Source organism: Achromobacter pulmonis, from assembly GCF_021733725.1.
Lineage (GTDB): Bacteria > Pseudomonadota > Gammaproteobacteria > Burkholderiales > Burkholderiaceae_B > Achromobacter > Achromobacter pulmonis.
In genome coordinates this window covers 2194781-2208149 of sequence record NZ_JAIFOT010000001.1, presented here as the reverse complement: position 1 = coordinate 2208149, position 13369 = coordinate 2194781, and the positions used below count along the sequence as shown (strand labels likewise).

12 protein-coding genes are annotated in these 13369 nt (G+C 66.6%); 2 read left to right on the top strand and 10 right to left on the bottom strand.

Annotated features, from left to right (window positions below; all coding sequences use genetic code 11):
* Window positions 1–60 precede the first annotated feature (60 nt).
* Window positions 61–1173, bottom strand: coding sequence for a porin (locus tag K2W61_RS10210; protein ID WP_175132857.1), 1113 nt, complete (start codon window positions 1171–1173; stop codon window positions 61–63).
* A 427-nt stretch (window positions 1174–1600) separates the two neighbouring features.
* Window positions 1601–1984 (bottom strand): DUF4148 domain-containing protein, encoded by a 384-nt coding sequence (locus tag K2W61_RS10205; RefSeq protein ID WP_236755543.1) that lies wholly within the window; start codon window positions 1982–1984, stop codon window positions 1601–1603.
* Window positions 1985–2280: 296 nt separating this feature from the next.
* Between K2W61_RS10205 and K2W61_RS10200 the strand changes: the two genes are divergently transcribed.
* On the top strand, window positions 2281–3171 hold the full coding sequence (locus K2W61_RS10200; RefSeq protein ID WP_049076849.1) for a LysR family transcriptional regulator: 891 nt from the start codon (window positions 2281–2283) through the stop codon (window positions 3169–3171).
* A 19-nt stretch (window positions 3172–3190) separates the two neighbouring features.
* Here K2W61_RS10200 and K2W61_RS10195 read toward each other — a convergent pair whose 3' ends face one another.
* The 8 genes from K2W61_RS10195 to purT form a co-directional block, all read right to left on the bottom strand.
* Window positions 3191–3742 carry an adenine phosphoribosyltransferase gene (locus K2W61_RS10195; RefSeq protein ID WP_006391794.1) on the bottom strand — a complete coding sequence of 184 codons (552 nt, stop codon included), beginning with the start codon at window positions 3740–3742 and terminating at the stop codon, window positions 3191–3193.
* 54 nt (window positions 3743–3796) lie between these two features.
* Window positions 3797–5494, bottom strand: a complete 1698-nt coding sequence (gene cydC / locus K2W61_RS10190; protein WP_236755541.1) for a thiol reductant ABC exporter subunit CydC — start codon at window positions 5492–5494, stop codon at window positions 3797–3799.
* Complete coding sequence (cydD, locus tag K2W61_RS10185; RefSeq protein WP_175132860.1) at window positions 5491–7236, bottom strand: thiol reductant ABC exporter subunit CydD; 1746 nt, start codon at window positions 7234–7236, stop codon at window positions 5491–5493. The genes cydC and cydD overlap by 4 nt, the downstream gene beginning before the upstream one ends.
* Complete coding sequence (gene cydX / locus K2W61_RS10180; RefSeq protein ID WP_006224717.1) at window positions 7233–7358, bottom strand: cytochrome bd-I oxidase subunit CydX; 126 nt, start codon at window positions 7356–7358, stop codon at window positions 7233–7235. The genes cydD and cydX overlap by 4 nt, the downstream gene beginning before the upstream one ends.
* A gap of 16 nt (window positions 7359–7374) precedes the next feature.
* Window positions 7375–8526: a cytochrome d ubiquinol oxidase subunit II gene (cydB, locus tag K2W61_RS10175; protein ID WP_175132861.1), complete on the bottom strand. Its 1152-nt coding sequence runs from the start codon at window positions 8524–8526 to the stop codon at window positions 7375–7377.
* Between the two features lie 13 nt (window positions 8527–8539).
* Window positions 8540–10114, bottom strand: a complete 1575-nt coding sequence (locus K2W61_RS10170) for a cytochrome ubiquinol oxidase subunit I (protein WP_175132862.1) — start codon at window positions 10112–10114, stop codon at window positions 8540–8542.
* Between the two features lie 129 nt (window positions 10115–10243).
* Window positions 10244–10789 carry a GbsR/MarR family transcriptional regulator gene (locus tag K2W61_RS10165; RefSeq protein ID WP_175132863.1) on the bottom strand — a complete coding sequence of 182 codons (546 nt, stop codon included), beginning with the start codon at window positions 10787–10789 and terminating at the stop codon, window positions 10244–10246.
* A gap of 266 nt (window positions 10790–11055) precedes the next feature.
* On the bottom strand, window positions 11056–12273 hold the full coding sequence (gene purT, locus K2W61_RS10160) for a formate-dependent phosphoribosylglycinamide formyltransferase (RefSeq protein ID WP_236755539.1): 1218 nt from the start codon (window positions 12271–12273) through the stop codon (window positions 11056–11058).
* Window positions 12274–12378: 105 nt separating this feature from the next.
* On the opposite strand from purT, the gene K2W61_RS10155 reads away from it, so the two are divergent.
* A complete protein-coding gene (locus K2W61_RS10155; RefSeq protein WP_175132865.1) occupies window positions 12379–13368 on the top strand; it encodes a KpsF/GutQ family sugar-phosphate isomerase in 990 nt (329 codons plus the stop codon).
* Window position 13369 lies beyond the last annotated feature (1 nt).

Here is a 13369-nt window from a genome sequence, read left to right as displayed (position 1 = left end):
CGGCGGCTCACGGAGATGTGCCGCGCATTCAGCAAGGCGCGGCCAGGCCGGGTCTGTCGCTTAGAACCGGTGACGCACACCCACGGCGAACGCGGTGTCGCGCGCATCGCGCTGGAACGCGTAGTTGTCGCCGTAAGAAGCATAGGCGTACAGGTTGGTGCGCTTGGTGAAGTCGTACGTATAGCCCAGGCTGTAGACGTTGAACGTCGCGTCGTCGCCGGTGAGCTTGTCATTGTTCGGCGTGGCGCGCTGCCAGGAACCGAACACCGCGTGACGGCCCAGCGGCACGGTGGCGCCGATCATGTAGGAGTTGGCGCGGAAGCCGTCGGCCAGTTTGAATGTGCCCAGCTTCTGCATGCCGTCCGGCGTAGTGCCCATGTTCTGGCCGATGAACCAGCCGTCGCGGGTCTGGCTGAACGCCGCCGCCACCTTCACCACCTCGAAATCGTAGGTGCCGCCGATGATGTATTCCTGGATGCGCGAGCTGGACTTGCCGCCCGTGGTGTCGTTGGACGGGTTGAAGCGGTCGTAGGCGGCGGCCAGGTTCAACGGGCCGTTCACGTATTGCACGCCCGCGGTCAGGACGCGGTTGTTGTTGCCGGTGGCGAAGCCCTTCTGCTTGTCGTCGGTGACGCTGTCATCGGCGCTGAACGAATAGCCCACGCCCACCTTGAAGCCGTCCATGCTCGGGGTCTGGTACAGCACCATGTTGTCCAGGCGCATGGTGTTGGCGCTGCTGAACGTGGTACCCAGGTTGGCGGTGTTGTAGCTGGTCGAGAACGGGTCGATCGAGCCGAAGTACTTCGACGCCAGGTTGGTCTGACGGCCGAATTCCAGGCGGCCCCACGAGTCACTGTCCAGGCCCACCGTGGCCTGGCGACCCCAGAGACGGCCGCTCTGCAACGACTGGCCGTTCATGGGACCGAAGCCGCCCTCCAGGTTGAATACGGCACGCAGGCCGTCACCCAGGTCTTCGGTGCCGCGCAGGCCGAAGCGCGAGCCGCTGCTCACGCCCTGCACGCCGCCGAGTCGGCTTTGCGAATTGCCGTTGAATTTCACCTGCTCGTAACCGATGCCGGCGTCGATCAGGCCGTAAAGCGTCACGGAGTCGGCAGCGTGCGCGGCACCGGCAAAGCCGGTCAGCAGCGCGACAGCCAATAGCGTCTTCTTCATAAAAGTCCCCAAAATGGCGAGATAAAGGCATTTCCGCAGCCACGCGGCAAAGCCGCCGCGCCCTGCGCGCCGCGGCCAGAAGAGCGCGCGGCGTCTGCACTGAATCTAGTGTCGGCCCAGGAACAATTTGAAGTAATCCGGATTTCGACGAACAACTTTCCATGGGTGGGATAATGCCCGCCACATGAAGCGCGAGGCCCGCGCGAAGGCGCTTTAACGCCTTGATATCAAATGTGAATTCTTGCTCGCAATTGCGGCGCCGGGCGTCAGGTCCGGCGCCGCGGCCACGGCCGTGCCGACATCACCTGTTGTGCCGGCCGTACAGTTTTGCGGCATTGACGCCACAGGCCGCGCGGTCCGGCGCGCCGCCCGCTCCTGCAAAAAACCCCTTGGCGAGCAAGGGGTTGTGCTTGTGCCTGACGGTCGTTCAGCGGGTTTGGGGCGGATAGTCCAGCTCGCCAAAGGTGTATTCGCCATTGGCCTTGGCCCGGGCCAGTTCTTCGCGCACCTGCTCGCGGGTCTTGCCGGCGGCGCGCGGCGCGGCGGCGGGCGGCGGGTAATCCAATTCGCCGGAAGTGACCTGGCCGGCCGCCTGGGCGGCTTGCAGTTCCTGGCGCACTTGCTCGCGCGTCAGGCTGGTCTGCTGGGCGATGGCGGGCGGGTAGTCCAGTTCGCCGAAGGTGACTTGGCCTGCGGCCTTGGCCGCCTGCAGTTCCTGGCGCACCTGTTCGCGGGTCTTGCCATCGGCGTGGGCGGCGGACATGCCCGCCAGGGTCGCGGTAACCATAAGTGCTGTAGCAAGGGCTTTCATTGTGATGACTCCATCCTAAACCTGGCACACCGTCCGCGGCCAGGGCGGCAGCGGCAATGTGACAATTCGATTGCTGAGATGAAGTATCTGGCGATCAGGACTCAGTAAAAACCCTTATTTTGGTGAACATATTTGCATAGCCGGGACAATCGCAAGACGTATCGGCAATAGCGGGGCGCACTTGGCGGAGAGGCGGAATTTGCTTGTCCCGGCTAAATAGACATTTCCACTGCCGGGACAATAAATCCACTTATCATATGACCTTGCCAGAAATGGAAATTTGATTTGAGGGCCTCATGGATATCCAGCTTAACGACATCGCGCTTTTCGTCGAGGTCGCCAAGCGCAAGAACTTCAGCCACGCCGCCGAAGCCTTGAATATTCCGACATCCACGCTCTCGCGCCGCGTCAGCGAACTCGAGCGCAGCGTGGGCATGCGGCTGCTGAACCGCAGCACGCGCAAGATCGACCTGACCGAGGCCGGCGCCATCTACTTCGAGCGCTGCCGCCACATCGTCGAAGAGGCTCGCATCGCCCACGACCAGTTGCTGGACATGGCGGTGCAGCCCAAGGGCCGCCTGCGCATTTCGCTGCCGACGAGCCTGGCGCAATTGTTCCTGCCCGCCGTGATCCGCGAGTTCCGCGAACAGCACCCCGATATCGAGTGCGATTTCGATCTGAGCATGCGGCCGATCGACCCCATCAGCAATCCGTTCGACCTGATCCTGCGCTTCGGCCAGCAACCCGACTCCAGCCTGATCTCGCGCAAGATCGTGCTGATGGCACACCAGTTGTACGCCTCGCCCGACTACCTGGCGCGCCACGGCGAGCCGCGCGTGCCGGCCGACCTGAGCCACCACGAATGCCTGCGCCCGACCATGCGCGACGAATCCTCCTTCTGGATGCTGCATTCGGGCGACAAGGTCGAACGGGTGCAGGTGTCGGGACGGCTGTCCGCCAACAACGTCGGCATGCTCGGCCGTCTGGCCGGGCAAGGCCTGGGGATTACGCCGCTGCTGGTGTTCGACGCAATGGAACGGGCCATCCAGCAGGCCGGACTGGTGCGCGTGCTGCCCGATTGGAGCCTGACGCCCCTGCCCCTGTTCGCGCTGCTGCCATCGCGCATGCTGCCGGCCAAGACCAAGGCGTTCCTGGACTTCATCCAGCCCCGGTTATCCGACGCCTGAGCGCGGGAACGCCGCAGGCTTACACCGATGCGCTGTCGTACTGACAGACGGTGTACAGCGGCGTGCCAGTGGCCGCGATCTTGGCCGAACCGCCCAGCTCGGGCAGATCGATGATGGCGGCCGCCTCGACCACATTTGCGCCCAGGCGCTGCAGCAGCTTGATGGCCGCCAGCATCGTGCCGCCGGTGGCGATCAGGTCGTCGACCAGCAGCACGCGCTGTCCGGTGCGCACCGAATCGGTATGCATCTCGACGGCCGCATTGCCATATTCCAGCGAATATTCCTCGGCCACCGTGCGGTACGGCAACTTGCCCTTCTTGCGCACCGGCACGAAGCCCAGGTTCAACTCATAGGCCAGCACACTGCCGATGATGAAGCCGCGCGCGTCAACGCCCGCGACCAGATCCAGGCGCTGGCGCATGTAGCGGTAGACGAAGAGATCGATCAATACCCGGAACGCGCGTGGATCCTGCAGCACTGGCGTGATGTCACGAAAAATGACACCGGGTTGGGGCCAGTCTGGAACGCTGCGGATGGTGCGCCGGATGTACTCGGCGTTGTCGGTCTGCATGGAAGACGGCCCTGGAGAATTGAAGCAAGGCGAACTATAACCGCGCCACCGCGCTTAAGCCAGGATTGCCACGGGCGATGACATGTCATGCAGTTGTCCACCGCGCAGCATGCAACAGCGGTCCACCGCGCCGGCCGGCAAGGCCGCGTGCGTGGCCAGCACCACCGTGCGTCCGCGCACCGCCTGCCCCAGGTCAGCCAGGAATGCCGCCTCGGCCGCCGCATCCAGCCCGGCGGTAGGCTCGTCCAGCACGATGACCGCAGCCGGCGACAACAGCGCGCGCGCCAGGCAGAGACGGCGGGCCTGGCCCGCCGACAACAGCGACCCCGTTTCGCCGGCCCAGGTGTCCAGGCCATCCGGCAGGCCGCGCACGAATTCGCCCAGGCGGGCCGCGTCGAGCGCGCGCCACAGCGCCGCATCATCGGCTTGCGGCTCGCCGATAAGCAGATTGGTGCGCAGCGTGCCCAGGAAAACTGGCGCATCCTGCGACAACAGCGCGATACGCCGATGCCAGTCCGCCTGCGCGCAAGCGCGGGCATCGACCCCGGCATAGCGTACCTGTCCGGCCAGCGGATCCTCCAGGCGCAGCAGCAGGTGCAGCAAGGTGGACTTGCCGACGCCGCTCGGCCCCAGGATCGCCACCCGCTCACCCGGCGCCACGCGCAGATGCACCTGGCGCAGCAAGGGCTCCGGCGGCGCCGAAGCGCGCGCCGGGTAGGCAAAATCCACGCCCACCAGTTCCAGCGCGCCATGCTGCGGCAAGGGGCTGGGCACGGCCGGATCGCGCATATCGGGGTCGCACTGCGTCACGTCGCGGATGCGCGCGGCGGCCGACAGGGCCGAGCCCATGCGCGAGGCCCCGCGCATGATGGGACCGGCCACTTCGAAGATGCCGATCACCGCCAGCAGCAGCCCCACCAGCAGCGGTCCCGCCAACGCGCCCGCTTCGTACTGGCCCAGGCCAAACCAGAGCATCCCCAGTACCGACGCGCCAGCCGCCGCCTGCAGGAACCACTGGCCCCTGGCCGCCACGCGCGCCTGGCTGCCGCGCGCCTGCGCGCTGGCCTCGCACAAGCGCTCGAAATGCGCATGGGTCTGGGCCTGGGCGTGCAGCGCCACCATGTCGGCATGGCCATCGACCGCATCCAGCGCGGCCGCCCGCAGCCCGGCCGCGCTCTCCTGTGCGGCCGCGCCGGGCTTGCGCGCGGCGCGCAGCAGCCAAAACGGCACCAGCACGCAGGCGCACAACAGGGCCAGCACGAAAACCAGCGCCGCCGCCGGCACCCAATATCCCAGCACCGCCGTCAAGGCCGCGCCGGCCAACAAGGCGGTGGCCAAAGGCGCCAGCACGAACAGGAAGACCGTGTCCAACGCGTCGACGTCGCCCGTCATGCGCGCCACCAGATCGCCGCTGCGATAGCGCGCCAGCTGGCGCGGCGTCAGCCGTATCAGGGCCGAGAACACCACCGCGCGCAGGTCCGCCAATAGCCGCAAGGTGGCGGCATGGCCCACCACGCGGTCGGCGTAGCGCGACACGATCCGCAGGAATGACAGGCCGCGCACCAGCGCGGACGGCGCGAACAGGTTGAAGGCGGCGCCGGCGCCAGCCAGCGCCGCGCCCGTCAGGAACCAGCCCGACACGCCCAGCAGACCCACGCCCGCCGCCACGGTCGCCAGGGCGCAGAAAAGGGCGAGCAGCAATCCCCCTTTGCGGCGCGCGTACAAGGGCAGCAGCAACAACAGATTCTTCATGCGTCTTTCACTTTTGCATCGGCCACGCGCAACACCCGCTGGAAGCGCGCCGCGACTGCGGGCGAGTGGGTGGCCAGCAGCAGCGTGCGGCCGGCGGCGAACGCCAGGATCTCGTCCAGCACACGCGCCTGCGTTGCCTCGTCCAGATGGGCGGTGGGCTCGTCCAACAGGATCAGTCCCGGATCGCGCAGGAACAGCCGCGCCAGGGCGACACGCTGCGCCTGACCGCCGGACAAACCGTGACCGCGACTACCCAGCGGCGTATCCAACCCTTGCGGCAGACCGGCAGCGAACTCCAGCACACAGGCGCGGCGGGCGGCCTCGCGCACGGCCTCGTCGGAAGCGTCCGGACGGCCCAGCCGGATGTTGTCGGCGATCGATCCGGCCAGCAATTGTGGCCGCTGGCCGATCAACGCCACCCGCGCGCGCAGGGCGGCTTCGTCCCACTGGCCCAGCGCTACCCCATCGATGGTGATGTCTCCCTGGGCGGTACGCAGACGCGCGATCGCCTCGATCAGGGTCGTCTTGCCTACGCCGCTGGGGCCCATCAGCGCCACATGCTCGCCCGGCGCCAAGGCCAGACTGGCCTCGGCCAATACGGGTTGCGGGCGACCGGGAGCGCGCATGGTCAAGCCCGCCACCGCCAGGTTCACGCCGCCGGTGGCGCAAGCCTGCGCCGCCCCGGTCACGGGCGCGTCAATCGCTTCCTGCGGCAGGCCGTCGAACAGCTTGGCGATCTGCGAGACCGCGGCCAGCGCCGCGGCCCGGTCGTGATAGTGCGCCGCGAACTGGCGCAGCGGCGCATAGACTTCCGGCGCCATCAGCAGGCAGAACAGGCCGGCCTGCAATGTGAACGGCGACCAGCGCAAGTCGAGAAAACCCAGATAGCTCAGGCCGATATACACCGCCACTCCAGCCACCCCCAGCGCGGCGAAGAACTCCAGCACCGCCGACGACAGGAAGGCGATGCGCAGCACGGACAGGGTCCGCTGGCGCAACGCGTCACTGGCGGCGGCGACCGAGGCCGCCTCGGCTTCGGCGCGTCCATATAGTTTCAGGGTGGACAGGCCGCGCAAGCGGTCGGCGAAAAATCCCGACAGGCGCGCGAAGGCCTGCAGATGACGGCGGCTGGCGCCCTGGGCGCCCCAGCCCACCAGGGCCATGAACAACGGAATCAGCGGCGCGGTGATCAGCAGCACCAGTCCCGCGACCACGTCCACCGGCAACAGCAATACAGAGAAGGCCACGGGCAGCAGCGCCGCCGCGGCCATGGTCGGCAGATATTTGGAAAAAAAGCCGTCGAGCGCCTCGACCTGATCCACCAGCGCGCTGGCGATTTCGCCGGAAGCCTGCCTGCGGCTCCAGTCCGGCCCCTTATGCAGCAGGCGCGCGAACAAGGCCTGGCGCACATGGCGCTTGATACGCTCGGCGGCATCCGCCCCGGCGCGCTCGCCGGCCCAGGTGATGCAGGCGCGCGCCAGCATCAGCGCGGCGATGGCCAGGATCTGGCCGAGCAGCTCCTGGCGCGGCACCTGCCGCACGATGGCGGCATCCAGCACGCTGGCCAGCAGCCACGCCTGGACCACCAGCAGCGCGCCCGCCAGCAGCGGCGCCGCGCCCGCCAGCATCAGCGGCAGCCGGGCCGCCCCGGCCAGCGCCCGCAGCCAGCGCGACTGTTCGCGCGGTGGCTTGCCCAGGCTGGCCGAGGGATCATGCTCCAGGCTGCTGGCGGGGCCGCTCACTCGTCGCTGCGGCTGGCGCGCGGGTCATGCGAGTGACCTTCGCGCAGCTCGAACCACATTGCATTGAGGATGGCGAATGCACACGCCAGTCCCAGGCCGAGTATCCATGAGAAATACCACATGGTGAAGGCTCCTTTGTCAGTACGAGTTGGGCGTGTCGCCCACGGATGCGTGGGTCACCTTGCCGCGCATGACGCGGTACACCCAGGCGGTGTACACCGTCACGATGGGCAGGAAGACGACCACGGCGATCACCATGATCCACAACGTCAAGTGGCTGGACGAGGCATCCCAGACCGTCAGGCCGGCCTGCGGGTTGCTCGACGACGGCATCAGGAACGGGAACAGCGAGAAGCCGACCGTCAGGATGACGCCGGCGATCGAGACCGCCGAGGCCAGGAACGACAGCACGTTGGCACGCAGCGTCAACAGCAGCAGCACCAGCACGGCGCCGGCCACGCCCAGCGCGGGCGCGATCCACATCAGCGGCCACTTGGCATAGTTGGCCATCCAGGCGCCGGCCTGCACGGCGACACTCTTGAGCATCGGATCCGACGGCCCCTGCGCGTCCACGGCGCTGGTGATGACATGGCCGTCCAAAGCCGTCACCCAGAAGCCGCCCGCGACGAACAGCACCAGCGTCAGCAATGCGCACAGGCGGCCCCAATTGCGGGCCCGCGACGACACCGGATCCTCGGTGCGCCAGGCCAGCAGCACGGCGCCGTGCATCGCCAGCATCACCACGCTGAGCACGCCGCACAGCAACGCGAATGGCGTGAACAGCTGGTAGAAATGGCCCTGGTACACCATGCGCAGCGCGTTTTCGTCAAAGGTGAACGGCACGCCCAGGATGATGTTGCCCACGGCCACGCCGAACACCAGCGAAGCCACCACGCCCGAGAAGCACAGCACGCCGTCCCAGCTGTTGCGCCAGCGCGAGCCTTCCATCTTGCTGCGGTACTTGAAGCCGACCGGGCGCAGGATCAATGCGATCAACGCCAGCATCATCGCCAGATAGAAGCCCGAGAAGGACGCGGCATACAACAGCGGCCAGGCGGCGAAGATGGCGCCGCCCGCGGTGATCAGCCACACCTGGTTGCCTTCCCAGACCGGGCCGACGACGTTGATCACGACGCGGCGTTCAGCGTCGGTCTTGGCGACCACCGGCAACAACGCGGCCACGCCCAGATCGAACCCGTCCATGATGGCGAAGCCGATCAGCAACGCGCCAAGCAGCACCCACCAGACCACCCGCAAGGTGGCGTAGTCGAAAGGAATAAGGGTATCCATTGCTTCTCTCCCCTCAGGCGCGCACGGCGGCGTGGACTGGATCGGCGGCGGCGCTGGCGGGCGCCGGCGTGTCAGACTTAGGGCCCTTCCTCACGGCATGCAGCATCACCTTCACGCCGATGATCAGCAGTGTCGTGTACAGCACCAGGAAGATCGCCAGGCTGATGGCCAGGTCGGCGACCGTCAGGCCCGAGGCCGCGTAGTACGTCGGCAGCACGCCCTCGATCACCCAGGGCTGGCGGCCATACTCGGCGACGAACCAGCCGCTCTCGATGGCGATCCATGGCATCGGCAGACTCCACAGCGCCACCTTCAGCAGGCCGCGACGGCCGTCGAGGCGGCCACGCGAGGCCAGCCAGAACGCCACGCCGAAGAACAGGATCAGGTACATGCCCACGGCCACCATGACGCGGAACGCCCAGAACAGCGGTGCCACGTTCGGCACGGTATCCACCGCCGCCTTCTTGATGTCGTCCTCGGTGACCTTGCTCATGTCGGGCTGGTAGCGCTTGACCAGCAGCGCGTAGCCGAGATCGGGCCACGTGCGATCGAACACCATGCGCGCGTCGACGTCCTTGGGATTGGCGCGGATCTTCTGCAAGGCGTCGTACGCCACCATGCCATCGCGGATACGGTTCTCGGCGCGCAGGATCAGGTCGTTGATCCCCAGCAGCGGCGTGGTCAGCGACCGCGTGCCGATGATACCCATGACGTAGGGAATCTCGATGGCGAAGTCGTTCTTGCGTTCGGCCTGGTTGGGCAGCGCGATCAGGTTGAAGGACGCGGGCGCCGGCTCGGTATGCCACATGGATTCCATGGCCGCGATCTTCATCTTCTGGTGTTCGGTCGTGAGATAGCCGCTCTCGTCGCCCAGCACCACCACGGACAGGGCCGAGGCGAGGCCAAAGCTGGCGGCCACCGCCATCGAGCGCTTGGCCAGGTCGGTGTGGCGGCCCTTGAGCAAGTACCAGGCGCTGATCGACATGACGAACATGGCGCCGGCCACATAGCCCGCGCTGACCGTGTGCACGAACTTGGCCTGCGCCACCGGGTTGAAGATGACCGCGGCGAAGTCGGTCATTTCCATGCGCATGGTGTCCGGGTTGAACACCGCGCCCACCGGGTTCTGCATCCAGCCGTTGGCGATCAGGATCCACAGCGCCGAGAAGTTGGTGCCGAACGCCACCAGCCAGGTCACCACCAGGTGGCTGACCTTGGACATGCGGTTCCAGCCGAAGAAGAACAGGCCGACGAAGGTGGCTTCCAGGAAGAAGGCCATCAGCCCTTCGAGCGCCAGCGGCGCGCCGAAGATGTCGCCCACGTAGTGGCTGTAGTACGACCAGTTCATGCCGAACTGGAACTCCATGACCACGCCCGTGGCCACGCCCAGTGCGAAGTTGATGCCGAACAGGGTGCCCCAGAACATGGTCATCCGCTTCCAGATGGGGCGGCCAGTCATGACGTACACGCTTTCCATGATGGCCAGGATGAACGACAGGCCAAGCGTGAGAGGGACGAAGAGGAAGTGGTAAAGCGCGGTCGCGGCAAACTGGAATCGCGACAGGTTGACGACGTCGAGATCAATCATGGGAGCGCTCCCAGGCAAGTGAGTGGCCACAGCAACCGGCATGGTGCCCAGGCCGTCTCTGGCGCCATGATAAGGGCGTTGTATACAGCTTCATAGAGGTTTCCTGAAAAATTCGGGACAGATCGGCGATCAGCCTTTGCCCCGCAACTTGCCGGCGAAGCCCAGCACCTTCTGCACTTTCGAACCCAGTTTCATCAGGTTCTGCAGGGTTTCCGGCGGCAGACGTTGAACCTCATCGAACCATCCGGTGGACAGTTCGATGAGCTCCAGCATTTCGGTCATGCGCTGTTGCGCGTAGGCGCCATCGGGCCCGGCCGGGGGCTCGAGCAGGGTGTCGCGCAGCAGGGTCAGGGTGGGATCGATTTCGCGCTTGCGCTTCTCTTCCATCAGGATGCGGAAGATCTCCCAGACATCCTTGGGGGTCTCGAAGTAGTCGCGGCGGTCGCCGACCTGGTGCACCAGCTTCACCAGCCGCCAGGACTGCAATTCCTTCAGGCCCAGGCTGACATTGGAGCGGGAAAAGCCCAGTGTTTCGGCGATGTCCTCGGCCGGCAGGGGCTCGGGCGCCAGGAACAGCAGGGCGTAGATCTGGCCGACGGTGCGATTGACGCCCCAACGGCTGCCCATTTCGCCAAAGTGCAGGACGAAACGTTCGGTTTGAGGGGTAAGCACCATGATCAATCCAGGCCCGCTAAAACATCGACGGCAAAAAATAGTTACGCTGATTTCAGAAATTCCTGAAATTATCGAACAAACTGTGCGAAAACACAAACCACACCCGCAATAGGGGTATAGCCGCAAGCGATGACAATTCCGGCGTTCCAGCCGCGCAATCAGTCCTGGTCCGTTGCGTGCAAACGACGAAAAAACACCCGCCGGCAGGCGGGTGGTTTGGAGGCCGGTGGGCTACCGGGGCGTCGCGGCCCGGGCCGGCGTGCGCGTCAGCCGGCCTTGACGGTCACGGCGGCGGACACGCGCTTGGCCTTGGCGCGCGCGGCGGCCACGTCTTCGGCGACCGCCAGTCCCACGCCCATGCGGCGCTTGACGAAGGATTCGGGCTTGCCGAACAGGCGGATGTCGGTGCCGGGTTCGGCCAGCGCCTGCGCCACGTTATGGAACGACACGGCCTTGGCATCGACCCCGCCGTAGATGACGCTGCTGGCGCCGGGCTGGCGCAGCGCGGTATCCACCGGCATGCCCAGCAGGGCACGGGCATGCAGCTCGAACTCGTTCTGGGCTTGGGTGATCATGGTGACCATGCCGGTATCGTGCGGGCGCGGGCTGACTTCCGAGAACCAGACCTGGTCGCCGGCCACGAACAACTCGACGCCGAAGATGCCCAACCCGCCCAGCTCGGCGGTGACCGCCAGCGCGATCTCGCGGGCCCGCTCCAGCGCGGCGGGCGACATCGGGTGCGGTTGCCAGCTTTCGACGTAATCGCCGTCGACCTGCTTGTGGCCGATCGGCTCGCAATAGTGTGTCTCGATCTGGCCGTCGGCGCCGCGCGCGCGCACGGTCAGCAGAGTGATTTCGTAATCGAAGCGGATGAAACCCTCGACGATGGCGCGGCCGCCCCCCACCCGGCCGCCTTCCTGGGCGTAGCGCCAGGCCGAGGCCACGTCGTCCGCGGTCTTGATCACGGACTGGCCCTTGCCCGATGAGGACATGACCGGCTTGATGACGCAGGGATACCCGATGCCGGCGTCGATAGCCTGGCGCAGTTCGTCCTCGGTATCGACAAAGGCGTAGGGCGAGGTGGGCAGGCCCAGGGTCTCGGCCGCCAGGCGCCGGATGCCTTCGCGGTTCATGGTCAGTTGCGCCGCCCGGGCGGTCGGCGTGACCCGCGCCACGCCGGCCGCCTCCAGTTCCACCAGCAAACCGGTGGCAATGGCCTCGATTTCGGGGACAATAACGTGCGGCCGCTCCTCGCGGATGAGCTTTTCCAGCGCCGCCGGGTCGGTCATCGACACGACATGCGCGCGATGCGCCACCTGGTGGCCCGGCGCGTCGGCATATCGATCCACCGCTATGACCTCTACGCCCAGCCGCTGCAGGGCAATGATGACCTCTTTGCCCAATTCGCCCGAGCCTAGCAGCATGACTCGGGTGGCCAGGGGGGACAGGGGCGTGCCAAGGACGGGGCTGGGAATGCTGGACATGGAGCGGGCCTGGAAAGGAAAGATTGATAGCCGGATGAAAGAGCCGCCAGGATGCCATACCCCCCAGCCCGGGGCAAACCCGCAACCTGATATTAAAATCCCCTGATGACCGACCATCCCACCACATCGTCCGAGACCGCGCTGGCATCCGCCCGCAGGACGCTGCAAATCGAAAGCCAGGGCATCCTGGACCTGTCCGCGCGGCTGGACGACGGCTTCGCGCGGGTCGTCGCCATGCTGCTGGCCTGCCGCGGCCGGGTGGTGGTCAGCGGCATCGGCAAGACCGGCCATATCGCCCGCAAGATCGCCGCGACCCTGGCCTCGACCGGCACGCCCGCCTTCTTCATGCATGCCGCCGAAGCGGTGCATGGCGACCTGGGCATGATTACCCGCGACGACGTCCTGATCGCCATTTCGTACTCGGGCTCCGGCCAGGAACTCCTCACCATCCTGCCGGTGGCGCGCCGCATGGGCGCCGGCCTGGTGGCCATTACCGGCAACCCGCAGTCCGAACTGGCCCAGCAGGCCGACGTCCACCTGGATGCCAGCGTGTCCCAGGAAGCCTGCCCGCTGAACCTCGCGCCCACCGCCAGCACCACCACCGCGCTGGCCCTGGGCGACGCGCTGGCCGTGGCCTGCCTGGAAGCGCGTGGCTTCGGCCCGCAGGACTTCGCCCGCTCGCATCCCGGCGGCGCGCTCGGCCGCCGCCTGCTGACCCATGTGCGTAACGTCATGCGCGAGGGCGACGCCCTGCCTGTGGTGGCGCTGGGCACGCCGGTCTCGCAGGCGCTCGAAGTCATGTCCGCCAAGGGCATGGGCATGACCGTGGTCTGCGATCCGCGCCGCCGCCCGGTGGGCATCTTCACCGACGGCGACCTGCGCCGCCTGATCGCACGCTACGGCGACATCCGCAGCCTGACGGTCGAGGCCGGCATGACGCGCTCGCCGCGCAGCATCAACCCGGACGCGCTGGCCGTCGAGGCCGCCCGCCAGATGGACGAACTGCGGCTCAATCACATGCTGGTGCTGGACGCCGATGGCGCCCTGCTCGGCGCCCTGCACATGCACGACCTGATGGCTGCCAAAGTGGTATGAC